This window comes from Pseudomonas artemisiae (assembly GCF_057128685.1).
In genome coordinates this window covers 253,933-280,486 of record NZ_JBSKHS010000001.1, presented here as the reverse complement: position 1 = coordinate 280,486, position 26,554 = coordinate 253,933, and the positions used below count along the sequence as shown (strand labels likewise).

At 58.4% G+C, this 26,554-nt stretch carries 17 protein-coding genes, 1 tRNA gene and 1 pseudogene; 7 read left to right on the top strand and 12 right to left on the bottom strand.

What is annotated here, in order from left to right:
* Window positions 1-25: 25 nt before the first annotated feature.
* The 3 genes from ACWKV4_RS01250 to ACWKV4_RS01240 all read left to right on the top strand — a co-directional run bounded on the left by ACWKV4_RS01250 (window position 26) and on the right by ACWKV4_RS01240 (window position 4,283).
* A complete protein-coding gene (locus ACWKV4_RS01250; protein ID WP_483830312.1) occupies window positions 26-1,318 on the top strand; it encodes an MFS family transporter in 1,293 nt (430 codons plus the stop codon).
* Between the two features lie 318 nt (window positions 1,319-1,636).
* Window positions 1,637-2,134: a CesT family type III secretion system chaperone gene (locus tag ACWKV4_RS01245; RefSeq protein WP_483830311.1), complete on the top strand. Its 498-nt coding sequence runs from the start codon at window positions 1,637-1,639 to the stop codon at window positions 2,132-2,134.
* A 10-nt stretch (window positions 2,135-2,144) separates the two neighbouring features.
* On the top strand, window positions 2,145-4,283 hold the full coding sequence (locus ACWKV4_RS01240) for a type III effector (protein ID WP_483830310.1): 2,139 nt from the start codon (window positions 2,145-2,147) through the stop codon (window positions 4,281-4,283).
* A gap of 199 nt (window positions 4,284-4,482) precedes the next feature.
* On the opposite strand, the gene ACWKV4_RS01235 is transcribed toward ACWKV4_RS01240, so the two are convergent.
* Together ACWKV4_RS01235 and ACWKV4_RS01230 are read right to left on the bottom strand one after the other, a co-directional pair.
* Window positions 4,483-10,101, bottom strand: a complete 5,619-nt coding sequence (locus ACWKV4_RS01235; protein WP_483830309.1) for a putative Ig domain-containing protein — start codon at window positions 10,099-10,101, stop codon at window positions 4,483-4,485.
* A 429-nt stretch (window positions 10,102-10,530) separates the two neighbouring features.
* Complete coding sequence (locus ACWKV4_RS01230) at window positions 10,531-11,973, bottom strand: SulP family inorganic anion transporter (protein ID WP_483830308.1); 1,443 nt, start codon at window positions 11,971-11,973, stop codon at window positions 10,531-10,533.
* 505 nt (window positions 11,974-12,478) lie between these two features.
* Here ACWKV4_RS01230 and ACWKV4_RS01225 point away from each other — a divergent pair.
* Window positions 12,479-13,780, top strand: a complete 1,302-nt coding sequence (locus ACWKV4_RS01225; protein WP_483830307.1) for an MFS transporter — start codon at window positions 12,479-12,481, stop codon at window positions 13,778-13,780.
* Window positions 13,781-13,932: 152 nt separating this feature from the next.
* A complete protein-coding gene (locus ACWKV4_RS01220) occupies window positions 13,933-15,117 on the top strand; it encodes an amino acid aminotransferase (RefSeq protein ID WP_483830306.1) in 1,185 nt (394 codons plus the stop codon).
* Between the two features lie 92 nt (window positions 15,118-15,209).
* On the opposite strand, the gene ACWKV4_RS01215 is transcribed toward ACWKV4_RS01220, so the two are convergent.
* From ACWKV4_RS01215 to pilB, 8 genes are all read right to left on the bottom strand, one after another.
* Complete coding sequence (locus tag ACWKV4_RS01215) at window positions 15,210-16,235, bottom strand: branched-chain amino acid aminotransferase (RefSeq protein ID WP_483830305.1); 1,026 nt, start codon at window positions 16,233-16,235, stop codon at window positions 15,210-15,212.
* Window positions 16,236-16,388: 153 nt separating this feature from the next.
* On the bottom strand, window positions 16,389-17,687 hold the full coding sequence (locus ACWKV4_RS01210) for an NAD(P)/FAD-dependent oxidoreductase (protein ID WP_483830304.1): 1,299 nt from the start codon (window positions 17,685-17,687) through the stop codon (window positions 16,389-16,391).
* A 308-nt stretch (window positions 17,688-17,995) separates the two neighbouring features.
* A complete protein-coding gene (locus tag ACWKV4_RS01205; RefSeq protein WP_483830303.1) occupies window positions 17,996-18,625 on the bottom strand; it encodes a DUF1780 domain-containing protein in 630 nt (209 codons plus the stop codon).
* Between the two features lie 77 nt (window positions 18,626-18,702).
* Window positions 18,703-18,906 carry a DNA gyrase inhibitor YacG gene (yacG, locus tag ACWKV4_RS01200; RefSeq protein ID WP_483830302.1) on the bottom strand — a complete coding sequence of 68 codons (204 nt, stop codon included), beginning with the start codon at window positions 18,904-18,906 and terminating at the stop codon, window positions 18,703-18,705.
* The gene (gene coaE, locus ACWKV4_RS01195; RefSeq protein WP_483830301.1) at window positions 18,903-19,526 is read right to left on the bottom strand and encodes a dephospho-CoA kinase; all 624 of its coding nucleotides are present in this window, start codon (window positions 19,524-19,526) and stop codon (window positions 18,903-18,905) included. Before coaE ends, yacG begins: the two co-directional genes overlap by 4 nt.
* Complete coding sequence (locus ACWKV4_RS01190) at window positions 19,523-20,398, bottom strand: prepilin peptidase (protein ID WP_483830300.1); 876 nt, start codon at window positions 20,396-20,398, stop codon at window positions 19,523-19,525. Before ACWKV4_RS01190 ends, coaE begins: the two co-directional genes overlap by 4 nt.
* Window positions 20,399-21,625, bottom strand: coding sequence for a type II secretion system F family protein (locus tag ACWKV4_RS01185; RefSeq protein ID WP_483830299.1), 1,227 nt, complete (start codon window positions 21,623-21,625; stop codon window positions 20,399-20,401).
* 3 nt (window positions 21,626-21,628) lie between these two features.
* Window positions 21,629-23,323, bottom strand: coding sequence for a type IV-A pilus assembly ATPase PilB (gene pilB / locus ACWKV4_RS01180; protein ID WP_483830298.1), 1,695 nt, complete (start codon window positions 23,321-23,323; stop codon window positions 21,629-21,631).
* 227 nt (window positions 23,324-23,550) lie between these two features.
* Between pilB and ACWKV4_RS01175 the strand changes: the two genes are divergently transcribed.
* Both ACWKV4_RS01175 and ACWKV4_RS01170 read left to right on the top strand, forming a co-directional pair.
* A complete protein-coding gene (locus ACWKV4_RS01175; RefSeq protein WP_483830297.1) occupies window positions 23,551-23,979 on the top strand; it encodes a pilin in 429 nt (142 codons plus the stop codon).
* Between the two features lie 390 nt (window positions 23,980-24,369).
* Window positions 24,370-24,445: transfer RNA gene (locus tag ACWKV4_RS01170), tRNA-Thr, on the top strand.
* 223 nt (window positions 24,446-24,668) lie between these two features.
* Here the strand turns inward: ACWKV4_RS01170 and ACWKV4_RS01165 are convergent.
* Window positions 24,669-25,379: a methyl-accepting chemotaxis protein gene (locus ACWKV4_RS01165; protein WP_483830565.1), complete on the bottom strand. Its 711-nt coding sequence runs from the start codon at window positions 25,377-25,379 to the stop codon at window positions 24,669-24,671.
* A gap of 171 nt (window positions 25,380-25,550) precedes the next feature.
* A pseudogene (locus ACWKV4_RS01160) lies at window positions 25,551-25,667 on the bottom strand (HAMP domain-containing protein); the annotation flags it as partial.
* Between the last annotated feature and the right edge of the window lie 887 nt (window positions 25,668-26,554).

Sequence of the window (26,554 nt, the reverse complement as noted above, 5' to 3'; positions counted from 1 at the left end):
CGTAACCCTACTAGAAGAGATAATAATGACAACGACGCATTACACGGGTGAAGAGCGGCGCAAGCGCATTTTCGCCATTGTCGGCGCATCTTCCGGCAACCTGGTCGAGTGGTTCGACTTCTACATTTACGCCTTCTTCGCGCTTTACTTCGCGCCTTCATTCTTTCCGTCGGAAGATCACACCGTGCAGCTGGTGCAAAGCGCCGGGGTATTCGCCGCGGGCTTCCTGATGCGTCCAGTGGGTGGCTGGCTGTTCGGGCGGATTGCCGACCGTTATGGCCGTCGTACGTCCATGATGATCTCCGTGGTCATGATGTGCGCGGGTTCTCTGGTCATCGCTTTCCTGCCTACCTATCAAAGCATTGGCCTGGCGGCGCCATTCCTGCTGCTGTTGGCGCGTATGTTCCAAGGCCTGTCGGTTGGCGGCGAGTACGGCACCACCGCTACCTACATGAGCGAAGTGGCCCTGAGCGGCCAGCGTGGCTTCTTTGCCTCCTTCCAGTACGTCACCCTCATCGGTGGCCAGTTGCTGGCTGTGCTGGTGGTGGTGATCATGCAGCAACTGTTCACCAAGGCCGAGCTAACGGCTTGGGGCTGGCGCATTCCCTTCGTGATCGGTGCACTGGCCGCGCTTGTTGCCCTGATGCTTCGCCGCTCGCTGGAAGAAACCCTCAAGCCGCAAACCCGTGAAGACAAAGACGCCGGTACGCTGAGAAGCCTATTCAAGCACCACCGTCTGGCCTTCATCACCGTGCTGGGTTACACCGCCGGTGGCTCGCTGATCTTCTACACCTTCACCACGTACATGCAGAAATACTTGGTGAACACCGCCAAGATGAGCGCCGAAACGGCCAGCTTTGTCATGACAGGCGCGTTGTTCCTGTTTATGTGCATGCAGCCGGTGTTCGGTGCGCTGAGTGATCGTATCGGCCGCCGTAACTCGATGCTGTGGTTCGGCGGCCTGGGTGCCATTTGCACCATGCCCATCCTGATGACGCTAAAAACCACTACCAGCCCGGTGGTTGCCTTTGTACTCATTACTCTGGCCCTGGCCATCATCAGCTTCTACACCTCCATCAGTGGTCTGGTAAAAGCCGAGATGTTCCCACCCCAGGTGCGGGCGTTGGGTGTAGGCCTGTCCTACGCCGTGGCCAACGCCGTGTTCGGCGGTTCGGCTGAGTTTGTAGCCCTGAGCCTGAAAAGCGGTGGTAACGAAAACGCGTTCTACTGGTACGTGACCGTGATGATGGTCGTGGCCTTCCTGTTCAGCTTCAGGTTGCCGAAAAAGGCCGCGTATTTGCAGCATGACAACCACTGAGTAGCTCGGCCGGCCCTTGCCTGACACGGTAGTCTTCAGGCAAGGGCCAAGCGACTGAAGCTAAACGACCGAGGCCCTTGGGCTAGGCTGGGATTGCATTTCCCAGCTTGGCCCAGGGGCCTTGGTTTTTTAATGCCTAGAAAATGGGTCAATCAGGTCTGAGCTGGGGCATACCGGGGCCCTCAAAAAGTATAGCCGCCGAACGTCGTCCCCTCGGCAGATATCAAATTGGCGGCACACTGGAACTGAATAGCGTAGGTTGCCACACATAAGGTCACTGGATGCGTCTCGGCGTCCTAATAATAATATAGGCTCATCATGACTACTGCCGTTTATTCAAAATTGATTGATCAGCTTTGCGAACTGACGATGATTTCCAACCCTTCTTCATTTTATGAGCAAGCAAACCTGTCCGTCAAAGACGTAGATTTTACCCTGCGCCATAACGCCGGCGCGGGGGAGGGTGAGGTGGTTATTTATTGCAGCTATGGGGCTATCCCCAAAGCCAATAGGGAGCTCATCCTGCAACGTCTCTTAGAGGCCAATCTTTTGCTAGCTAATAATCCATTCAGCCCGTCGTTGTCATACAACGCGAGCAGTGAGGATGTTGTGCTGTGCGGGTATGTGATTATGGAGAATCTCCAAGCTGAGCGTTTGCTCGCAGTGATGGGGGGCATGGCTGATATGGCATTGGCATGGCGCAAAACCTACTTCATTGAGGGAGGGCAGGAGCGCAGTAGCAATAACCCCTCAACTCAGTCATCTACAAACTCTGCCAAATCCACACTCAGCGTGAACGCTGCTTTGTTGCGTTAAGGAGATCGTCATGACTCATCCAAGCATTAGTAGTCACAATCTTGCGCTCTCTACTTCCGCGCTTGTATTGCGCCAACAGCAGGACGATCAAATCAGTGCAGCCCCCAGTGGTCTTGCTGCGCAAGTCAGGCCTTCTGGCAAAACCGTAGTGCCTTATGATTTCAGACAGGGCGGATTCAATGTTAGCCAGCCTGAGTTAAAGCGGGCAATGCCAGAGCTGGACTCAGAAGTTAGAAAACTTCAAAAGATAAGCCCTGAGACTAACCCATTAGGTTATGCGCAAGCCCATATGGTGCTTGAAGGCAAGATATTGAACGCCATGCCTAGCATGAGCTATAAAGCAGTTCAGCAAATGCTGGCTCAATCTCATGGCATTTCTCATCCCGCACTGGGGGGGCATGAAGAATTAAAGCAGCTAGACGAAGACCTCTCTAATTACCTTGCTAAGAGTGGTGAGCAGGCTAAAGAAAACGGTGGATTCAAAGGGGTTATAGACAGGCACGTCGCGCGCATGGGCGACACCCTTGGATTTTGCCATTCGCTTTATGATAACGCTCTTGAGGGAGCCTCCCCAGAACAGCAAGCAGTCATCAAAAAAAGTCGCCAAGGGTTCGAAGGCTATGCCACCAGCTTCATGAATGAAGCGACTAAAGAATTACCTGACCTACTAACAAAGTTCTTTGAGAACCGCATTGCACACGCGAAAGGTGTTATCAATAGCGACAAAACAAGTGAATTTCAACTTGGTGCTGCGAAGGAAGAATTAGCCAAGCTCGAAAAAGCCAAAACCGAATTTTCACTATCAGGTAGCGCTAAAAACAAAGACTCCGAGATTCCTACTCTAGGAGATGCACTAAAGGCGAGCGACAGACTGAAAACAGGCCTTAACAATATTGGCCGCACCAATTATGTTGACGCCTTGAAAGAAGACCGATCATCAATCGGTAAAAAGGTGAAAAACTCAACGGGTCTGCTTTTGGCCAAAGGTATACCACAAGGCGCGTCGTCTGAACTGCACCTCGGTTATGCTCGTTCAGCTATTGACCAGCACATGCAAAGTATCGATGCGAGTTTGCCTGGTCAGGTTTTCGCGACCGCAGCGGTGACAGGTGCCGCGCATAAGCTGGTTAGCGATGGTATTCGGCCTTTTATGCAGCTGCTTATGGATCAAAGCATTGGGCTTAGTACAGTTAAAGCAGACGCTCTCAAAACCTACCCTAAGCCGCTTGAAGTTGTAGCCGTTAACGGCGTGCGAGCTAAGAATTCAAATCTAGATGCGCAAATTGCTACTCAGTTGGAGAAGCGTGAGGACTATAAGCGAGCTCAAAATGCCAATAATTTTGGCACGATGAGTGGGGACTTCACCGGCTTTACAGCGTTCGGTGGGGCCAACGCGTTACGCGACTTGTTACAGCAATTCACTGAACTAAACGGTGATAGCATTCATGCCCGCGCCCTTGCATCTGCCGTAGGCGGCCTGGCAATGGCGGGGGGGCAGGAAGTGGCTAAGTACCTACAAACACACGGCGATGAAAATATCCCCACTCATGTTCTTAAACGAAACGACCAAGACTTCAAACCGGCGTTGGCCGCTACTGTTAAAGGTGCCAAAGCCGCGCTTGATCTCACCGCAAGGGCTACATATAACGACTTGGCAGGCCGAATACTCAGCTTGGCCGAAGGTCTCGCAATGAGTACGGCCGTAGCCAAGGGTACAGCAGTGGAACTCACTGATCCTGTTCGAGAAAAAATGATTCATGCGATAGGATCATATTTCTCATCTGGTCTGACCTTACAACCCTTCTTCTCCAATAACCAGGCAGCGCCGGAGAACAAGGCGATAGGGGGGGGCAAGGATGATCCTGCGAAGCGATTGAACGTTCCTTTGAAGAACTTCACAGGCGGGCCTAGCGCTCGAACCCAAGACCCTAAAACAGCGCTTGGGGTCGTCGAAACCGCTATCCATGGTGCGCGTGGGGCTTCGCAGGTAATTCCGCAAGGGGTTATTGCAGGTGCCAACTTCATTGCTGACAAAGTTGAAGAAGCGCTTTCGAAAACGGAAACCCAAGAAGAGCACGAGATGGGTGCAATGGAGGCAGGCAAAGCAGGTAAGGCAAAGCCTGGCACAGCGGGGCAAGCGAGTACGTAACCAAGTTGACCAGGGGGCTACTGCCCATCACGCCCAACTTACGGTTGTCTGCTGCTTAAAAAGCCCCTGGCGCCGTGAGGTGCCAGGGGCTTTTAGGTTCACAGGCAGATAACACTGGCCATAAAGCTGCTGTTACAGAGCCGTATTGCCTTGGCGCCCCGGAGCGCGACCCCCGAGGCCCCTGTTCAAGGCCTACTGCTTAAGCGGCGAAGTCACTCTGGTGCAGTTGAGTGACACCTACCAACTGAATCTCGAACTCGGGATTGGCATCGGCGTTCACGCTGCCGTACAAAATGCCATTCTCCAAGCGCAGCTGACCAGCGGCGTTGGTGCTGTCGAAGGCCTGGCTGCCGATAAAGCTGAAGCTTTCCTTGGTTGCGGTAGCGGTATTGGCATCAATGCCGGTGAAATCCAGCTTGTCGCCTTCGGCGCTCTTGAAACCCATGATGACGTCCCGCAGGTTGCCCAGCCCCATGTCACTCAGGGCTTTGAACGCATAGGTGTCCGCGCCGGTGCCACCAGTGAGGGCGTCGGTACCTGCGCCGCCAATCAGGGTATCATCGCCACCGCCGCCCATCAGGGTATCGTTGCCCGCGCCGCCGTTAAGCACGTTGGCGGCGGTGCTACCGGTGAGGGTATCGGCGAACTGGCTGCCGATCAGGTTTTCGATGTACTTGAGGCTATCCATGCCCGAACCGCCGGTGTTTTGCTGAGCGCTGGTGTTCAGGGCCAGGGTCACGCCTGCGGTGGCGAAGGCATAGGACGCAGTGTCGTTGCCGCCACGGCCATCGAGCACGTTGTTGCCGCTACCGGCGAACAGGAGGTTGTCCAGCCCGTTACCAATGCCATTGGCGGCGCCAGTGGTATTGATCACTAGGTTTTCCACGTTGTTGGAAAGCGTCCAGCTGGCCAGGCTGGTGAACACCGTATCGATGCCACCGATTGCGCTGTCGCTGCTCTTCTCTACGGTGGTGTCGTCGACGTTATCCACATAGTAGATATCCGAACCGTTGCCACCGGTCATGCTGTCGGCGCCACCCTTACCGTCCAATACGTTGGCCGCATCGTTGCCGGTGATGAAGTTGCGCAGGCCGTTACCGGTGCCGTCGATAGCCGAATAGCCGGTCAGCACCAAGTATTCGAGGTTATCCCCAAGGGTCCAGCTGACCGACGAGCGCACCGTGTCGATCTGGCTGGCGGCATCGTTGGTTTCGGTTACGGTGTCGAACGCGTTGTCGACGATATACACGTCCTTGCCGTCGCCACCGACCATGGTGTCAGCGCCCAAGTCACCATCAATGGTGTCGTTCCAGGCGCTGCCCATCAGGGTATCGTCCTGGTCGGTGCCGGAGATATAACCGCCTTTTTGGCTGTTTACATCGTCGTACACATCCTGTGCCGTACGGTTGTCGGTAAGGTCGCCCTTGTAGCCCAGGTCATCGGCGATGGCGTCCGCCAAGCGCTGGCCCACGATTTCGGCGGACTCTTCATGCAGGTGCCATACGTCGTCAGGGTAGGTGACGGGGTCAGCCTCTTCGCGCAACGGCAGGTCGGTGTAGTCCACGGCCAGCACCACGTCCGCGCGTTCCGCGGCGATCGCTTCCTGAGCGGCACGCACGGCAGTCACGCCATTCTGAATCGAGGCGATCTTGGTTTCGTCATAACCCCGTACGCGTGCGGAGTCGGCGTCGTAGTGGCCGGTTTCCATCAGATAGACCTTGAAGTCGCCCAACTGCGCGTGCAGGTAGTCGAATACCTTCAGGGTCGATTCCTTGTACAGCGCCGCTTGTGCAACGGGGTCGGCGGCGCGGCCGATTTCCTGCGCGCCTTCTTCGCCCTGGCCCCACACGATGCCCATGGTCACGTTGTCGATGGCCTTGAGGCTGGCGAGCTGTTCTTGCAACAGGCCTACCGCGCGCAGCAAGGCTGGGCCCGGCTGGTTGGTGTCGGTCAGCCACCAAGACAAGCGCAGTTCCTCGGGGTTGCCGGTAGACAGGCCGCACACGGTGCTGCCGCCCACGGCCACATCGATACCATTGTCATCGGCGTCGGTGAACTGGCTGCGCACATCGTATTTGGTGTACTTGGACAGGTCGTTGACCATCTCGGTGATGCCTGATTGGCCATCGTCTTCGCTCATGCGCAGCAAGCGTGCGTTGGACTGGCCCAAGGTTGGCAGGAAGAGAATGTCTTGCTGAGCGCGTTGAGCGAACACAAAGTCATCGGCACTCAGGCTGTTGGCATAGTTGCCCTGCAGCGTGATTTCGAAGCGGTTGCCGTCGGCATCGGTCTCGGCAGACTTGACGTAGGTCTTGCTGCCGTCATCGCTGGTGGTGATGTACAAGGTATGGTGGCTGCCGTTACCCAGGCCCACGATGCCCAAGGCCGAGACGTCGATCTTGTCCACGCCCACGGTAAAGTCCGTGATGGTGTCGGTGGCGGTGATGCCATCGGCGTCGTAGTCGCGGTAGCTGTCGCTCAAGGCCGAGTAGCGGAAGGTGTCCGCTCCCGCGCCGCCAGTAAGGCTGTCCCGCCCGGCGCCGCCGTCGATCACGTCATTGCCACGGTTGCCGTTGATGGTATCGGCGCCATCCAGGCCCAGGATCAAGTCCTCACGGGTGGTACCTTCCAAGGTTTCCCCGTCCCAGGTACCGGTGATGGTGGTGGGCGGTGCATTGGCTACGGTCAGGGCGAACACGTCGCTGGCCGAGGCGCCCTTGGTGTCGGTGGCGGTAACCAGGAAGTTGTAAACGCCCGCGGCGTCATTATCCGGCGTGCCACTGAAGGTCAGGGTCTTGGGGTCGAAGCTCATCCAGGCGGGCAACGGCTTGCCGTCTTGAAGCGCCGCGGTGAAGGTCAGCCGATCAGCATCGGCGTCGGTGAAGGCCGCGCGGGACAAGGTGTAGCTGTACGGGGTGTTTTCCGTGGCGGTGCTGTCTTGCAGCGGGTCGCTGACCACGGGAGCATGGTTCGCCGGCAGGGTTTCGGAGGTGAACACGAAGTTCGCCGCGGTCAGGGTTTTGAGGTAATTGCCCTGCAAGGCCAGCTCGAAGCGGTTGCCGTTGGCGTCCGCGTCTTTGTCCTTGATGTAAGTGCGGTTGGTGCTGCTGTTGTAGGAGATGTTCAGCGTACCCTCAAGGCCGTTACCCAACCCGATAAAGCCCAGGGTGGAGACGTCGATCTTGTCCGCGTTCACGTCGAAGTCGGTGATCAGGTCGGTAGCGCTAGCCGAGTCGGTACGGTAGCTGTCCAGCACGGAAGTGAAGCGGAACACATCGGCGCCGGTGCCACCGGTGAGTTTGTCAGCGCCAGCGCCGCCCACCAGCAGGTCGTCGCCAGCTTTGCCGTTAAGGGTATCCGCGCCTGCCAAGCCTAATAATTGCTCGCTGGCATTGGTGCCTGTGAGGGTGTCTTTACCGGCAGTGCCGGTGAGTGTGCTGCCGGTTTCTTCCACGTCTTTGATGTCCAAGGTAAAGGTATCGCTAACCGTGCCGCCTTTGCCGTCATTGGCAATCACGACTACATCCAGCGCGCCTGCGTCGCTGAAGCTTGGGGTGCCGGTGAAGGCACGGGTCGCGGGGTCGAATGTCAGCCAGGAGGGCAGGGCGCTACCATCCGCCAGGTTGGCGGAATAGCTTAGGGTGTCGTTGTCTGAGTCGCTGAAGCTGGTAGCCGGTACCACATAGGAGAACGGTGTGTTCTCTGTGGCGTTTTTGTCGAGTAGCGGGGTAGCTACCACAGGCGCATGATTCTCTAGGGTAGCCGCGGAAAACACGAAATTGCCCGCGGTCAGCTTGTTCAGGTAATTGCCAGTCAGGGCCACTTCGAAGCGGTTGCCATTGGCATCTGCTTCCAGGGATTTGATATAGGTCTTGGTGCCTGCACTGTTGAGGGCCAGGTACACCGTGCCGTTGCGGCCATCGCCCAGGCCGGTGATGCCGAGGGCCGAGAGGTCGATCTTGTCCGCGGTAACATCAAAGTCAGTGACCAGGTCGGACACGGTGTCGCCGCCGGTGCTGTAGTTGCGGTAGCTGTCCAGGCGGCTGGCATACACGAAGGTATCGGCGCCCGCGCCACCGGTCAGGGTGTCGGCCCCGGCACCGCCGTTGATACGGTCGTTACCGGCACCGCCATTGATGCTGTCCTCGCCAGCCAAGCCGTTGAGGGTGTCCGCGCCGCCCGTGCCGGTCAGCGAGTCGCTGCCCGTGGTGCCCTCGATGGTACGTTGGAACAGGAAGTTACTGGCGGTGAGGGTGCTGGCCAGGTTGCCGTTCAGGGCCAGCTCGAACCGGTTGCCACTGGCATCGGTGTCGTAGCTCTTGATATAGGTGCGGTCGGTGTTGCTGTTGTACTGCACCAGCAGGGTGCCGTTGTAGCCATTGCCCAGGCCTTTGAAGCCCAGGTCTGCTACATCAAGGGTATCGCTGGCCACGTTGAAGTCGGTGATCTGGTCGGTGAAGCTAGAGGTGGCGGTGCGGTAGCTGTCGGTCAGGGCGCTGAAACGGAACACGTCCGCGCCGGTGCCGCCGGTGAGCTTGTCGGCCCCTGCGCCACCCATCAGGATGTCATCCCCAGCACCACCGTTAACAGTGTCGTTCCCGGCACCGGCAATAATCAGGTCATTGTTGGCGGTACCGTTGAGGGTATCGGAGCCGTTGGTACCGTTGATGGTATTGGTAGGTAGCGTATCGCCAACATAGGTGCCATCGCCGTATACCAGGGTGGCGCCTTTGCTGGTCTGGCTGATGTCATTGCCCACGATAGTATTGCGGTCTGTACCGTCTTCGTTGCGCTCCGCCACCCCGTAGGTGGAGTTGGCGCCGCCGGTGATGGTGTTGTCGATGACTTGGTTGTCGCTGCCGGGGAAGAACTTGCCTGATACGCCAGTGGTATCGTCGTAGCTCTGGATGATCACTTCCGGCACAGGGGCGTTCAGCGCGTTGTTGGTCAAGGTGTTGCCAGTGACGATCACGCCGGTGCTGCCATAGATGCGCACGCCAGCGCCACCGTTGTCGTGGATGTTCACGCCAGTCACGGTGACGTCGCTGGAGAGTTTTACCAGCACGCCCTCGGCGCCGTTGTTGTAAACATTGCCGCCTTCGATGGTGACGTTATAGGGCGAAGGAATGTTTTCGCTGCCCCGCTGAACCACGATACCGTTGCCACCGTTGCCGTAGGCCACGTTGCCGGTCATGGTGAAGTCATTGGTGCTGGTCACGATGTTGAAACCATGGCGGTCGTTGTCATACGCCACGTTGTTCACATACTTGGTATCGATCATGTAGTCCGCAACGAAGCCGTCCAAGCCGTTGCCATGGGATACACAGTTCTCGATCAGCATGTTGATGGTTTGCTCGTGAGGGTCGAACCCGTAGCCGGAGCAATCCTTGATCTCTACGCCGCTCAGGGTCACGTTGCTGTCGTGCCCGTCCTTGCCAGGAATGTAGCCGTTGAACCAGCCGTCGATCTTGCCGGTGGTGTGTTCCCGGTTGCCATCGATGGTCAGGTTGCTAAGGCCGAAATCATGGGTTTCCTCACCGTAGGCGGAGCGGATGACCCCGGTGATCTTGGTATCGGAACCATCGGCCACCTTTACAGTGGTCTTGCCGGCGCCTTCACCTTCCATATGCACATTGTTCTTGAGCATCAGGCAGCCGTCGGAAGGCTCCTCGCCCGCGGATACGATATAGGTGCCGGTGGGAACGAACACGGTGCCACCACCTGCCGCCGAGGCTGCGTCAATGGCTGCCTGCATGGCCGCTGTATCATCCGTGACACCGTCACCAACAGCGCCAAAATCCTTTACATTGAAAATCATGTGCTTGCTCCGGTCCGGGGAAGAGATATGGAATCAATGCCAATAAGTTAGCGCTGGGTACCGGAGGTATATGACACAGTTCTCAGAAATGGTTTTCCCCGTTCATCATTAACCGTCAGGAACCGGGCATAAATCACAAAACCGCCACTTTTCTGCCGAGTCCTTGGCGGTAGGTCTGATGCGAGAGCGTCAAATGAGCAGTGTTGCGTCAAAAAGCGGGCGTTTTTAAGCGATTTTTTGGCGGAGACTGAAACGCTACAGCGCAAGCGTCAGTGAGCCAGCGCTGCGCTACAGGTACGGTGCTAAAGCCGGGAAGTCCTTTGAAGGCGAAAGAAGAGGAGTGACGCCGCATGGCAGAAGCAGTAGGAGTCAGAAAACTGAAACATACCGCCCTGGCGTTTTATTGTCGGCCTTAGGCCAGGGAGAAGATCAAACGGTACTGACGCCGGCCCGATGCAATAGCGCGCTGCAACGTGGCGACAGGTTGGTCAGTTCTACATCACGCCCAAGGGCGCGATAGCGCGCCAACAGCGCCTGAAGCGCGGCGATGCCGGAATGGTCGGCGATCCGCAGGCCGGAGCAATCGATCAGCACCGAGGCAGGGCCCTCAGCCGGGTGGAACAAAGACTGAAACCGCGTGGTAGAGGCAAAGAACAAGGTGCCATAAAGGTGGTAGCAGCGTTGCGTGTCGGTATCGGTGTACTCGACGCGAATATCATGGGCGTGTTGCCAAGCAAAGCTCAGCGCCGCGATCACGACCCCACACAGCACGGCCGTGGCCAGGTCGGTAAATACCGTGATGAGGGTTACCGCCACCACGACCAAGGCATCGTGGCGAGGAATCTTATCCAGCACGCGCAGCGAGCCCCAGGCGAAGGTCTGCTGGGCCACTACGAACATCACGCCTACCAGCGCGGCCAACGGAATGCGCTCGATCCACGGGGAAAGGAACAGGATGAACATCAGGATCATCCCACCACTGACCACGCCCGAAAGCCGACCACGCCCGCCCGAGGAGAGGTTGATCATGGTCTGGCCGATCATGGCGCAGCCGCCCATACCGCCGAACAGCCCCGAGGCCAGGTTGGCCGCGCCCAAGGCTACGCACTCACGGTTCGGTTGGCCGCGGGTTTGCGTGATCTCGTCCGTAAGGTTGAAGGTGAGCAGGGTTTCCAGCAGGCCGACCGACGCCATCAGCAAGGCATAGGGCAATACGATACGCAGTGTGTCCAGCGTCCAGGGCACGTTGGGAAGGTGGAACCGCGGCAGCCCGCCAGCGATGTGGGCCATGTCCCCTAGGGTACGGGTGGGCAGGTCAAGCGCGGTCACCAACAGGCCTACGCCGAGGATTGCCACCAAGGCTGGCGGCACGTTGCGGGTCAGCTTGGGCAACAGCCAAACCACCGCCATGGTGGCTGCCACCAACCCCAGCATTACCCACAGCGCGGTACCCTGCAGCCACTGCTCGCCTTGCTTGAAATGCTCTAGCTGGGCCAAGGCGATAACAATGGCCAAGCCATTGACGAAGCCCAGCATCACCGGGTGCGGCACCATGCGGATCAGCTTGCCCAGCCGTAATGCCCCGAACAGCATCATCAATAGCCCACCGAGCACCACCGTGGCCAGCAGGTATTGGGCGCCATGTTGTACCACCAGAGCTACGATCACCACCGCCATGGAGCCGGCCGCGCCGGAAATCATGCCAGGCCTGCCGCCCAGCAACGCGGTGAGGGTGCATATAAAGAAGGCGCCATACAGCCCCATCAAGGGGTTGAGGTGAGCCACCAAGGCGAAAGCGATGCATTCAGGCACCAGGGCGAATGCCGTGGTCAGCCCGGCCAGGGCATCCCGGCGCAGGGAGGTAAAGCGCATAACACCTCAGGGTCAAGAAAAAGGCACAACGCCCCCGTGCGCCGCTGGGGTAGGCCAGGGCGGGCGGGGGCGTTATTGGAATGGCGGCACTATAGGCAATCGCTGAGCGGTTGGCCAGTGGCGCGGGCCTCGAGTGGCTGAATGGGCGGCCGCTGCCGTGGCTTCACCTATCGCCCGTAGGAGCTAGCGCCAGCTAGCGAAGATAGGGCACAGGCATAGACAATGTTCGCCACCTCTGCTGGCCCCTACAGCGAAGTAGGTTGTCATACGACTTGGTCCATAAACACATGAGCTTTAGCCGTTTCCTCCGCAGGTTTGCTCTAACCAGCGAATTTTTGACCCATCGGTCTCTTTTGCTTCGATGAATGAAACCCTATTCAGGGTATTTGAATGCGCACATATAGGTTTGACAGGGTACGAGCACTTACCTATAAAGGCCAACAAGTACGACGACATATGTCGTTACGATTTGCTCCTACAAAAACAAAATAAAGAGTGCTAGCTCATGAAAATCAAAGGCATCCGTTGGTGGATGGTGGCCCTGGTGACGTTTGGGCTTATCGTCAACTACCTGGCCCGCAACACCCTGTCGGTGGCTGCGCCCACCCTGATGAAAGAACTCACCATCTCCACCGAGCAGTATGCCAATATCGTGGTGGCCTGGCAGCTGTGCTATGCCTTTATGCAGCCAATTGCTGGGTATGTGCTCGATGCCATTGGAACCAAAATGGGGTTCTTTACCTTCGCGCTGGCATGGTCCGCGGCCTGTGCGGCAGCGGCCCTGGCGACGGGTTGGCAGAGCATGGCGTTCCTGCGCGGCTTGCTGGGGCTTACCGAGGCCGCTGGCCTGCCAGCGGGTGTAAAGGCCACGACCGAGTGGTTCCCTGCCAAGGAGCGCTCGGTCGCCATCGGCTGGTTCAACATCGGCTCCTCCATCGGTGCCTTGCTGGCGCCTCCGCTGGTGGTATGGGCTATCTTGCAAAGCGGCTGGCAGCTAGCGTTTCTGATCGTGGGCGCGCTGGGCATTGCCTGGAGCTTTCTCTGGCTGGTGCTGTACAAGCACCCGCGTGACCAACGCAGGCTGGGCGAGGAGGAGCGCCAGTACATACTGTCCGGGCAGGAGGCGCACTTCAAGGACGAGCCTCGGCAAAAAGGTGGTTGGAAGACGATCATTAGCAGCCGTAACTTCTATGCCATCGCGTCGGCCCGCATTTTGTCAGAGCCCGCCTGGCAGACCTTCAACGCCTGGATTCCGCTGTACTTGATGACCGAGCGGCATATGAACATCAAGGAAATCGCCATGTTCGCCTGGCTGCCTTTCCTGGCGGCAGACCTAGGCTGTGTGCTGGGCGGCTACCTAAGCCCGTTCTTCCACAAGCATATGAAGGTATCGCTGTTCACCTCTCGCAAGCTGGTGTTGCTGTTCGGCGCGAGTTGCATGATCGGCCCGGCCTGCATTGGTTTGGTCGAAAGCCCCTATACGGCAATCCTGCTGCTGTGCATCGGTGGTTTTGCCCACCAAACCCTGTCCGGGGCGCTTTATTCGATTACCTCCGACTCCTTTGGCAAGCATGAAGTGGCCACCGCCACTGGCATGGGTGGAATGTTCGGTTACCTGGGCGCCGCGGCCTTCACCTTGGTCTTCGGCGTGCTGGTTACTAAGATTGGCTACAGTCCATTGTTCGTGGTGCTAGCGGTGTTTGATGTGCTTGCCGCGGTGATCGTCTGGACCGTAGCTCGCGAACTGGTCAAACCGCCAGAGCCTACCCACAGCCCAGACCTGCACGGGCGCCCCGCAGTCGCCTGATCGTCGGTGGCGATCGATACCCCGCGCTAGTGACCATGCCTTCAGGCAACCGGCCATCGCGGGGTGTATGCCTTGACCCCTATGGGCCTGTGTGGGCTAATCTTCCCCGCATGGGCTTTTGCGCCCGGATCATTCCCTACTTGAGGTGCACAATGTTCGAACACTTACCCCTATACGCTGGCGATCCTATATTGGGGCTGATGGGGGCGTTCGCCGACGATCCACGGGCGAACAAGGTCAATTTAGGCGTAGGTATTTATTACGACGAGTTGGGCCGCGTGCCGCTGTTGCCCTCGGTCCAGGCTGCCGAAGAGCTGCTGGTATCCGAACATCAGCCTCGTAGCTACTTACCCATGGAAGGCGTGCCTGCTTATCGCAAGGTGGTAGAGCAACTGCTGTTCGCCGACAGCATAGATACCGCCCGCAATGGCGTGGCGATCATTCAGACCGTAGGCGGCTCCGGCGCGCTCAAGGTGGGTGCGGATTTCCTCAAAACGGCTTGGCCGGATTCTCAAGTGTGGGTGTCGGACCCTACCTGGGATAACCACCTGGGGATTTTCCAAGGCGCGGGCTTCAAGGTAAATCGCTACCCGTACTTTGAGCCCACAACCAAGGCCTTCGATTTTGACGGCGCGGTACGCGCGTTGGAAGGCATACCGGCCAAGGCCGTCGTACTGTTGCATCCCTGCTGCCACAACCCCACCGGCATTCAGCCAGAGCGGGAACACTGGGTGAGGATCCTCGACGTGCTGCAAGCGCGAGATGCCATTCCCTTCCTCGACATTGCCTACCAAGGCTTTGGCAAGGGCCTGGATGAAGATGCCTGGCTGATCCGCGAATGCGCGCGCCGAGGCATGGAGTTCCTGGTATCCAGCTCTTTTTCCAAAACCTTCTCACTTTATGGCGAGCGGGTAGGGGCGTTGAGTGTTCATACCACCAAAAGCAGCGAGGCGCAGGTGCTGGGCCAGTTGAAACTGCATGTGCGCCGTAACTACTCCAGCCCGCCCATGTTCGGCGCCAGCATCGTTGCCCGGGTGTTGGGTGACGCGCAGTTGAGCAAGCAGTGGCAACAAGAGCTGGCCCAGATGCGCGAACGCATTATCGCCATGCGCGCGGCGTTGGTCGAAGGCCTGAGCAAGCGCCTACCGGAACGGGATTTTGCGTTCCTCGCTCATCAGGAAGGCATGTTCGCTTACACCGGGCTAAGCGCCGAGCAAGTACGCGCGCTAAAGGCTAAGCATGGGGTGTATGCGGTGGAAACCGGGCGGATTTGCATCGCGGGCCTGAGCCCGAGCAACCTGGACCACGTGATCGAAGCCTTCGCGGCGGTGATGTAAACCACCGCGAGATAAAAAGCTGTAGGAGCGAGCAAAGCTCGCGAACGGAGGTTTTTCGACCTGTTCGCCAGCTGCGCTGGCTCCTACAGGGGCTAGTCGACTTTTATGATCCAGCCTTGTGGGCCTTCGATTTCGCCGGTTTGAATGCCCGTAAGCTCTTTGTACAAGCGCTGAGTTATAGGGCCTACTTCGGTTTCGCTGTGGAATACATGCAGCTTGCCTTTGTATTCGATCCCCCCGATGGGGGTGATCACCGCGGCGGTACCACAGGCACCGGCTTCGGCGAAGCGATCCAGCTCATCGATCAGTACATCGCCTTCGATCACGTCCAAGCCCAGGCGGCTGGCCGCCAGTTCCAGCAGGGACAGGCGGGTAATGCCTTGCAGGACCGAACTGGACTTGGGCGTTACGAATTGCTTGCCATCTTTGGTGATGCCAAAGAAGTTGGCCGAGCCTACCTCCTCGATCTTGCTGTGGGTTTGTGGGTCCAGGTAAATGCAGTCGGCAAAGTTCTGCTTCTTGGCTTCGGCACCCGGCATCAAACTGGCAGCGTAGTTACCGCCTACCTTGGCGGCACCGGTGCCATTGGGGGCCGCGCGGTCATAGCCGGAAATCACAAAGTTATGGGGCTTCATGCCGCCTTTGAAGTAAGGGCCTACGGGTACGGCAAACACGCTGAAGATAAACTCCGGGGCGGTGCGCACACCGATGTTGTCACCCACGCCGATCACGAAGGGGCGCAAGTACAGGGCCCCACCAGTGCCGTAGGGCGGGATGAAGCGTTCGTTGGCCTTGACCACCTGTTTGCAGGCGTCGATGAACATCTCCTCAGACACCTGCGCCATCAGCAAGCGGCCGCAGCTGCGCTGCATGCGCAGGGCGTTCTGGTCAGGGCGGAACAGGTTGATCGATCCATCCTTGGCGCGGTAGGCCTTTAACCCTTCGAAGCACTGCTGGCCGTAATGCAGCGCGGTGGAGCCTTCGCTGATGTGCAGCACATTGTCTTCGGTCAGTTCGCCCGGCTGCCAGGCGCCGTCGCGCCATACAGCGATGTAACGCAGGTCGGTTTTGATGTATTCGAAGCCCAGCGTGTCCCAATTGATGCTTTCGTTGCCCATGACGCCCTCGATCGACAGTTTGGCTGGCTACGGCAGCCGTTCTCCACCTAGGGATAATAATGATTTCTGAGGATTTGTCCGAGGCTTTCGCGCGTTAACTGGCATACAGGCGCTGCACTGGCAACCACGGCTCGAAAGCACCGTCCTCAACCTTCAGTGCAACTTGAGGCGCGGTTCGGTACCTCGGCCCAAACGGTTGCCCAACATGGACATAGCGGTACGGAACACGCCATAGAGGGCCATCTGGTGCATGCGGTAAAGGGACACGTAGAACATCCGCGCCAGCCAGCCTTCGAGCATCACGCTCCCGGTAAGGTTGCCCATCAAGTTGCCTACGGCAGAGAACCGCGACAGCGAAATCAGTGAGCCGTAGTCGGTGTAGCGGTACTCCGGCAAGGTGCCACCTTCCAGGCGTAACGTGAGCACCTTGACCAACAGCGAGGCTTGTTGGTGAGCGGCCTGGGCGCGGGGCGGCACGTTGCGGTCGGTGCCCGGTTGTGGGCAGGCGGCGCAGTCGCCGAAGGCAAAGATGTTATCGTCCCGAGTGGTTTGCAAGGTAGGGCGTACCTGCAACTGGTTGATCCGGTTAGTTTCCAGCCCATCGATGCCTTCGAGGAAGGCCGGTGCGCGAATGCCCGCAGCCCATACTTTGAGCCGCGCCGGGATCAGCGTACCTTCAGACGTCACCAAGCCATCAGCGATGACCTCGCTCACGGCCGCGCCAGTGAGCACGGTTACGCCCAGTTTTTCCAGGGTGCGGTGCACCGGCGTGCTGATGCGCTCGGGCAGTGCTGGGAGTACCCGCGGCCCGGCCTCGATCACAGTGATACGCATGTTTTCAGGTCGAATGCGGCCCAGGCCATAGGCGGCCAGCTCATGGGCCGCATGGTGCAGCTCGGCGGCCAGCTCCACGCCCGTGGCACCCGCGCCAACGATGGCCACGGTGATTTCTTCCTGATGGTCTTCTGCTTGGGCGTGGGCGCGCAGGTAAGCGTTGAGCAACTGTTGGTGGAAGCGCTCGGCCTGGGCACGGGTATCCAGGAACAGGCAATGCTCGGCTGCGCCTTTGGTGCCGAAGTCATTGGTGGTGCTGCCCACGGCGATCACCAAGGTGTCGTAGGCCAACTCACGCTCGGGTACCAGCTCCGCCCCGTTGGTATCCCGGGTAGGGGCCAGGGTAATGCGCTGGCGCGCCCGGTCCAGCCCGCTCATGCGGCCCAGCTGGAAGTCGAAGTGGTTCCACTTGGCCTGGGCCAGGTAGTTGAGTTCGTCACCCGAAGAGTTGAGTGAGCCCGCCGCTACTTCGTGCAGCAGGGGCTTCCAGATATGGGTGAGGTTGGCGTCCACCAAGGTAATGCTGGCTTTGCCGCGCTTACCCAGGCCTTTGCCAAGGCGGGTCGCCAATTCCAGGCCGCCGGCGCCGCCGCCAACGATCACGATGCGATGTTTCATGGAGGTATCTCATAAGGTTAAAAAAATTCGGGGTGCGGCTGGGCACGATGGCCAACCGAAAGCACGGGAGGGGGCGAGCGCAAGGCAGCTTCGAGCGCCCCTCCAGGCTGTAGCGATGTTCAGGTCGCGCGAATAGACCGCCACTTTGGGCAAAATGTTGCACGGTGCGCGAATTTGTTCTTTCAATGAAGAAAGCAGTTGGGCGGGGAGCGACTAAGGCAGGGGCGGGCATGTTACAAGAGGGCCAGCAGGTTGCGTGATGCCCTAGTTGTATCACCCCCGGCAGCGGGGCGCCATGGCCAGCAGGGTTAGAGTGTGATGCCTACGTCAAACAGGATGCTACGGCCCAAGTGTGCCCGTAGGAAATCCGGTGCCCCAGGGTGAGCGAACAGCACCCGGGCGAAGTTGGGCCCTACCAGGGAGAGTGAGCGCCAGCCTTGGCGCAGGTACTCCGTAGGGGGTGGGAAATGGCTATTGAGGTTGAGCGCTTCACGCTTGAGGCTGGCGAAAGCGACCATGTCCAGGGTGCTCAGGTCTAGCCCGCGCTCTAGATAATTGTGGGCTTTCTTGCGCAAAGTAGGGCCCAGCCGTGCCAGTAACTCTGGTGCGCGAATCCGCTTGGGCCGGGCCTCTCGACGAACCAGTTGGCGCAGGGAGAACGCACTGCGGCGGCGCTGAAGCTCTTCTCGCCACTCGTCATTGAGCCGGCGGCCTTCGTCCAGCACGAAAAACACTTCAAAGTTGGCGTCGCGAAACAGTACATCCGGGGGTTCCTGGCTGACGGGCAGGAATTCCTCGGTCGCATGGGTGATGTTCAAGCCTTGCAGCAGCCGCTGGCACACCCAGCGCTCGCGTTCCCACTTGCGAGCGTTGGATAGCAGCGCGTTCGCCTGTTCGGCTTGGGTGGTCAACAGGCGCAGGTAGTCCGAATCATCCATGGCCTTGCCTCATGTGCGGCTTGGCCTATTGGTAACAGCGATGGCGAGGCAGGACAAGCCCTGATTGGAGTGGCTGACTAGTGCTGGCTCGGGGGAAGGTCGCCGGTAAACAACTCATCCTCGGATTCTTCACGCCCGGCGATCTTATGTTCCTCCGACGCCCAGGCGCCCAGGTCGATCAGTTTGCAACGGTCAGAGCAAAAGGGCCGGGTAGGGGAAGCGCTGCTCCATTCCACGGGTGCCCCACAGGTAGGGCAATTGACGAGCGGGGGTTGGGTCATGATCGGTTTCCAGCTAAAGACAAATAAACGGTATGCAAATGGTCAACCTCGGCGTGCAATGCCTCAAGGCTGGCATTGTTGAGGAGTATATCGTCGGCCAGCGTGCAGCGTGCCTCCCGGGTGGCTTGGGCGGCCAAGATGGCCTCGACCTGAGCTAGGCTGGTGCCGTCACGGCGTAGGGTCCGGGCAATCTGCAGCTCTCGCGGCGCGTCGATCACCAATAGGCGGTCGGCCAAGCGGTACTGCCCTGACTCTACCATCAAGGGCGACACAAATACCGCGTAGGGCGAGCGGGCGGCGTCCAGGCGCTGGGTGATTTCCTCAGCAATAAGGGGGTGTAGCAGCTGTTCCACCCATACCCGTTGGGCACTGTCGGCAAAAATCCGAGCACGCAGGGCCGCGCGATCCAGGTTGCCCGTGGCCAATAAAATGCCGTTGCCAAAATGCTCCGCAAGGGCCGCCAGAGCGGGTTGGCCAGGCTCCACGACCCAGCGCGAGGCCAGGTCCGCGTCGACCACTTCAATCCCCAGCTCGGCAAAACGGTCAGCAGCCGCGCTCTTACCGCTGCCGATACCGCCGGTCAGGCCCAGCACCCAGGGGCGAGGTGTAACTAAGGTCATTGGCCAAGCCCCGCGAAATCCAGGTAAGCATGGGTGAGGCCGGCGCCCCAGATCACGGCTACCCAGCCTGCCATGGCCAGATAGGGGCCAAATGGAATGGGCGTACTCCGGTCAGCACCGCGAGCCCTGAGCATCAGGGTGCCAACTACCGCCCCTACCGCCGACGACAGCAAAATGGTCAAGGGCAGCACGTGCCAGCCGCCCCAGGCACCGATCAGCGCCAACAGCTTGAAATCTCCATAGCCCATGCCTTCCTTGCCGGTGATCAGGCGGAAGGCCCAGAACACCAGCCACAGGCTCAAATACCCGGCTACCGTGCCCCATACCGCGTCAGACAGGGGCACGAACAGCCCCAGTGCGTTGACCACCAAGCCCAACCAGAGCAAAGGCAACACCAGCGAGTCAGGCAGTAGCTGGTGATCGATATCGATCATGCTCATGGCCAGTAGGCCCCAGGTAAGCACCAGCATGGCCGCCGCTTGCCAGGTAGGGCCAAACTGCCAGGCGATTACAGCCGACAACAGCCCGCAGGCCAACTCCACCATGGGGTAGCGGCGAGGAATGCGGGTTTGGCAGGCCGAGCAGCGGCCGCGCAGCCAGAGGTAGCTCACGACCGGAATGTTTTCCACAGCCCGGATCGAGTGCCCGCACTGGGGGCAGGCGGAGCGAGGGACCATCAGGTTATACACAGGCGCTGGCGCTTCGACGGGCAGTTGCAGGTACTCCCGAGCCTGGGCTCGCCAGCTGGCGTTCATCATGATCGGCAGGCGGTGGATGACTACATTGAGGAAACTCCCCACCAGTAAACCCAACACTAAGGCACATAGGACGGTGGCCAGCGGCGAGCTGGCCAAAAGGTCAAAGGCAGGCATTTAGACGACGGAACCAAGCTGGAAGATAGGAAGGTACATGGCAATGACCAGGCCGCCAACCAGCACACCCAGCACCGCCATGATCATAGGCTCCATCAGGGTAGTAAGGCTGGACACGGCATTGTCGACTTCTTCTTCGTAATAGTTAGCGACCTTGCCGAGCATTTCATCGAGGGCGCCGGACTCCTCGCCAATGGAGGTCATTTGCACCGCCATGCTGGGGAACACCCCGGTGGAACGCATGGACGCATTGAGCTGCATGCCGGAGGACACGTCCTGGCGCACCTGATTCACCGCAGTGCGGAACACCACGTTACCCGTGGCCCCTGCTACGGAATCCAAGGCTTCCACAAGAGGAACGCCTGCGGCAAAGGTGGTGGACAAGGTACGGGCGTAACGGGCCACCGAACTCTTATAAAGAATCTGCCCAATGATCGGCGTTTTAAGCAGGGCGCGGTCGATGGTGTCGCGGAATTTCACATTCTTCTTATAAGCCCGGCCAAATAGCCAACCTACGCCAACCAGCGCGGGCAGCACGATATACCACCAGTTTTGCAGCAGCTCCGAGAGGTTGATGACCATCTGGGTAAAGGCCGGTAGCTCCGCCCCAAAACCTTCGAACACACTTTGGAACTGCGGCACTACTTTGATAAGCAAAATGCCCGACACAATAAAGGCCACCACCAACACCGCGATGGGATAGGTCATGGCTTTTTTAATCTTGGCTTTGAGGGCCTCGGTTTTTTCTTTATAAGTGGCCACACGGTCCAGCAGCGTTTCCAATGCGCCGGCCTGTTCACCGGCATGTACCAGGTTGCAGTAAAGGTCGTCGAAGTACTCTGGCTTGCGCCGTAGGGAGTTGGCGAAGCTATTGCCCGCGGCGACTTCCTGTTTTAACTCGTTTACCAAGTCCCGCATGCTTTGTTTATCCACGCCTTCGGCAATAATGTCGAACGCCTGCAGCAGCGGCACCCCGGCACGCATCATGGTTGCCATTTGCCGGGTGAAAAAGGCAATGTCCAGGGGCTTGATCTTCTTGCCCCGGCTAAAGACAGAGTTGGACTTCTTGCGGATTTTGCCCGGCACCACGCCTTGGCGGCGCAGTTGGGCCTTGATCAGGGCCACGTTGAGCCCCGTCAGCTCGCCTTTGACCCGGTTACCCTTGCGGTCCACGCCTTCCCAGCGAAATACGCTGGCTTGTGGGGCCTTAACTGCTTTTACCGCCATGGCTTAATCCTTGGTCACCCGGTTGACTTCTTCGAGGCTGGTGACGCCTTGCATGACCTTTGCCAAACCCGACTGACGCAGGTCGCTGAACCCTTCCCGGCGCATCTGCACGGCGATATCGATGGAGTTAGCCGCCTCCATGATCAGCCGCTGTAACGCCGGGGTATTTTTCACCACTTCATAAATGCCCTGGCGGCCTCGATAGCCGTTGTTGCACTGGTCGCACCCCTTGGGCTCATACACCTTGAAGGTGCCAATGCTCTCTGGCGGGAAGCCTTCTTCCAGCAGTGCGTCCCGAGGAATGTCCTTCTCGGTTTTGCAATGGGGGCAAAGTTTGCGGGCCAGCCGCTGGGCAATGATCAGGCTAACGGACGTAGCGATGTTAAAACCGGCCACCCCCATGTTTTGCAAACGGGTGAGGGTTTCCGCGGCGCTGTTGGTGTGCAGCGTAGACAACACCAAGTGGCCGGTTTGCGCGGCCTTGATAGCGATTTCAGCGGTTTCCAGGTCTCGGATTTCCCCCACCATGATCACATCAGGGTCTTGCCGCAGGAAGGAGCGCAGGGCCGAGGCAAAATCCATCCCCTGGCGGGGGTTTACGTTGACCTGGTTGATGCCCTCCATGTTGATTTCCACCGGGTCCTCGGCCGTGGAAATGTTGATGTCTACGGTGTTGAGGATATTAAGGCCGGTGTACAGCGACACGGTTTTACCCGAGCCCGTGGGCCCGGTCACCAGGATCATCCCCTGGGGCTGACTCAGCGCCTCCATGTATAGCTGCTTTTGGTTTTCTTCATAGCCCAACGCATCGATACCCATCTGCGCGCTGGTTGGGTCCAGGATACGCATCACGATCTTTTCGCCCCAGAGCGTGGGCAGGGTGTTTACCCGAAAGTCGATGGCCTTGCTCTTGGAGATGCGCATTTTGATGCGCCCGTCTTGCGGCTTGCGCCGCTCGGAGATATCCAGGCTGGCCATGACCTTTAACCGCGCGGCAATCCGCCCAGCCAGGCTAATGGGTGGCCGGGCCACTTCCCGCAACATGCCATCGGTGCGAAAACGCACCCGGAAGGCGCGCTCGTAAGGCTCGAAGTGAAGGTCCGACGAGCCGCTGCGGATGGCATCCAGCAGCATTTTGTTGACGAAGCGCACTACAGGGGCGTCGTCTGCATCGCCGCCAGGGGCGTCGTTACGGTTCTCGTCAACCGTTTCTACATCCAGGCTGTCCAGGTCCACGTCGGCCATGTCTTCCAGGCCGGTGGTGCTCTCGAAGAAACGGTCAATGGCATCGCCAAGCTTGTCGTCTTCTACCAGAATGGCTTCAGCGTTCAGGCCGGTGTTGAACTGGATATCCGTAATGGCCTGCTGATTGGTGGGGTCCGACAGCCCAATAAATAACCGGTTGCCGCGCCGCCACAGGGGCAGGGCGCGATGCTGGCGCACCAGGCGCTCGTTGACTATGCCCTGGGGGAAGGAATCCCGGTCCACGGTGGAGAGGTCCAGCACCGCCATGCCAAATTGGTCTGCCGCCAGTTGCGCGATATCGCGGCCTTTGACCAGCTTGGTTTGGACCAAGTAATGCACCAGAGGAATTTTATTGCGCTGCGCCTGCTGGAACGCTTGCTGGGCGTTCTTCTCGTTCAATAGCTCTGCTACGACCAACTGCTTGGCCAGGCCGGTAAGGGCGATATCATTCATGAGTGGCAAAACTCCTTCGGTCGCTGATTTATAGCGTAGTCGACCCATGGGTGCCAAACGATTGGTACAAAGTGACAAAAAACGTCAGTTTGCGACGGCTTAAGGTTAGCGGCTAAATACTGGCCACCCAGTGCATAAAGCCTTTATGTGGGGAGAGAGGCATTTGGCATGCTGGTTGCTCAAGCCCTGACAGGCCATCAGGCCCTCTCGCATTCAGGAGTACGCGTATGAACAACCAAAAGGGTTTTACCCTGATTGAATTGATGATCGTTGTGGCGATCATTGGTATTTTGGCGGCGATTGCGATTCCGCAGTACACAAAATATCAATCCAAGGCTAAGGTTGCAGCAGCCGTTGCTGAAACCTCCGCTTTGAGAGTAGGCGTAGATGACCGTTTAAATAATGGTTATGACGTTGCTGCTGCTACTGATGTAGGTGCAGCTGCAGCTGCAACTAATAACTGTAGTGCGCTTACTGCTGCGGGTACGGCAGCGGCAGGTACCGCCACAGTAACATGCGTAATTACAAATGCCCCAGTTGCTGTCCAAGGTCGAACTATCACTTGGACCCGTGTCGCTGCTGGTACTTGGACCTGCACTAATGATATAGAGGCTGCTAATAAGTCGTTAGCACCTAGAACCTGTGGAGGGACGTAAAGTTATTCCCTAATAATTACCAGCAATTATATGGTGATGGATTCAAGAGAATAATCTCAATAGAGCTGATGGTTGCTATTGCGACCATCAGAATTTTTGGGCTAGCATTCTGATTAAGCGATATTGACGCCAGCATTGACGTCCAGCAATTGTCTAGTGCGCGTGATCAATAACGAAATAACAGCGCCTCTCTCACTTGTATACTCACGAATCTACCTTATCCAGTCACCGACGGCGTAATTACCTATACTCGCCCTTGCATCCACGTCTGGACCGATCACGGAATTCTCAGTGTTGGCTGCGTCTATGCTTCCTAGGCAATTGATTCTTAAACTCTTATCACTGGTTGCCAGCCTCGGCATCTGATGGTAAGTTCTGCACCCGAAACACGCCGGTGTAGCTCAGTCGGTAGAGCAGCGCACTCGTAACGCGAAGGTCGCAGGTTCGATTCCTGTCTCCGGCACCATCTCTCTTGCGGCCTTGCCCGCAGCCTTAATCCCCAGATACCTAAATGCCGCTGGTGCGCGAGCTTTGCTCGCTCCTACACGCGATAGATGCCGCCTTAGATACTGTCCTGGCACACGACGAACTGCTGTAGGCGCCAGCGGAGCTGGCGAACGGGCGTCATTAGTTGATAGAGCGGTAGAGGTGCGCGCGTATCCGAAGGCGCACGCGCATTGGGTGGTGGGTTAGCCCAGGCGGGCGGTGAGGGCGTTCATTTGGCCGGAGAGGTCGTGCAGGCGGCCGCTGGCGTGTTCTGTGCCTTTTACGCTCTGCTGGTTGGCCACGGCGATGGTGGTGATTTCCGTCAGGTTGCGGGAAATGTCCTCAGCCACAGCGGTTTGTTCTTCGGCGGCGGTGGCAATCTGCTGGTTCATGCCGCGAATGGCTTCGATGGCGCTGGTGATGCGCTGGAGCATGGCGCCGGTGTGGTTCACCTGCTCCACGCTCTGTTCGCTGCGCTGCTTGCCCCCTTCGATAGCACGGGCAGCGTCGTGGGTGCCCAGTTGCACGGCATCGATGATCTGGTTGATCTCGGTGATGGACGAGGAGGTGCGCTGGGCCAGGCTGCGCACTTCATCAGCTACCACGGCAAAACCGCGGCCGGCTTCCCCCGCGCGGGCGGCTTCGATGGCGGCGTTCAGGGCCAAAAGGTTGGTCTGCTCGGCGATGCCGCGAATCACTTCCAGTACCTTGCCCACGCGGCCGCTGTCGGTTTCCAGCTTGCGGATCACCGAAGCGGTGGTTTCGATTTCCATACGCATATGGTTGATGGCTTCAATGGTGCCTTGCATTACCTTCTCGCCCTGTTGAGCGGAATCGTCGGCCTCTTCAGCGGCGCGGGCGGCTTCCTGGGCATGGCGGGCTACTTCCTGAGCGGTAGCGGACATTTCATGCATGGCCGTTGCCACCTGATCGGTACGGCTGAACTGGTCTTCGGTGCCCTGGGCCATCTGCCGGGCAATCTGGTGCAGGGCGGAGCTGGCGCCGTCGAGTTCGGTGGCGTTGCGCTTGAGACGAGTGAAGGTTTCGTCGAGGAAGTCACGCAGGGTGTTGGCGGCGATCGCCAGCTGGCCCAGTTCGTCTTCGCGGTCATTGTGAACCCGGTCCTTGAATTTGCCTTTGCTCAAGTCAGTCACATAGGCGATCAAGCGAGTCACCGGTTGTACCAGGCGGCGGCTGACCATCCACAGGCTCAAGCCGGCCACCGCGATGGCGGACAGGATCATTACCAACAAGCCTACCCACATGCCTCGTTCGGCGCTGGCACTGATGCTGGCAGCCTGTGCTCGGGCATCGGTGCTGATGTCCTTGGCCAACTGGCTAAGCTGTTCAGTGGTGGTGCGGTCAATGCCCTGTACGGCTTTGTCGCCGGCGGCCGAGTCCGCGTTAGCGGCGATAAAGACATCCCGGCCACGGGTGTAGGCGGCTAACAACGCTTGGTGCTCGTTACGCACTTCAATGGCGCGCTGTTTCAAATCAGCGGTGAGGGTGGGTTCAGCAACCAGGTCAGCCAGCAGCTTTTGCACGGCACTGTGGCGGTCCTCGAATTGCCCCCAGTATTTGTCACGGTCGGCAGGCTGTTTGCCGCGCAACAGCACGTTTTTCCATTCCTGCACTTGGGTCTTGAATTGCAGGTTGGTTTCTTCAACCAATTGTGAGGCGTGTACGGGGCCTTCGACCAAGGTGCGGTAGTCGCGCACACCGTTGGCTAAAAATTGGAAACAACCCAAGGCAATAAGCAAAATGGCTAGCAAGCTACCGCCAATGAGCAACAGCATCTGGGCCTTCAGGGAGGTCTTTAGTGACATGATCGATTCTCGAGCGCAAGGTAGGGGGCTTGTTTGTCTGGAACACTCCCTGTCCCTCACCAAACGTATCGGCGGGGCTCAGACGTTGTTTAGCGCACTAAGTACCGTTCGTCTGCTAGCCCCAAGAAAACCTTAGCGCGGCCGAAACCCTTGCGTCTGGGCCGTGCGCCTCTTATGCGACATTCAGATCGCTTATAGCCTTGGCACAATCTCGCCAAGGTGGTGTCTAAGTGCCACTAGCCCTATTTTTTTTGGGAGATGCC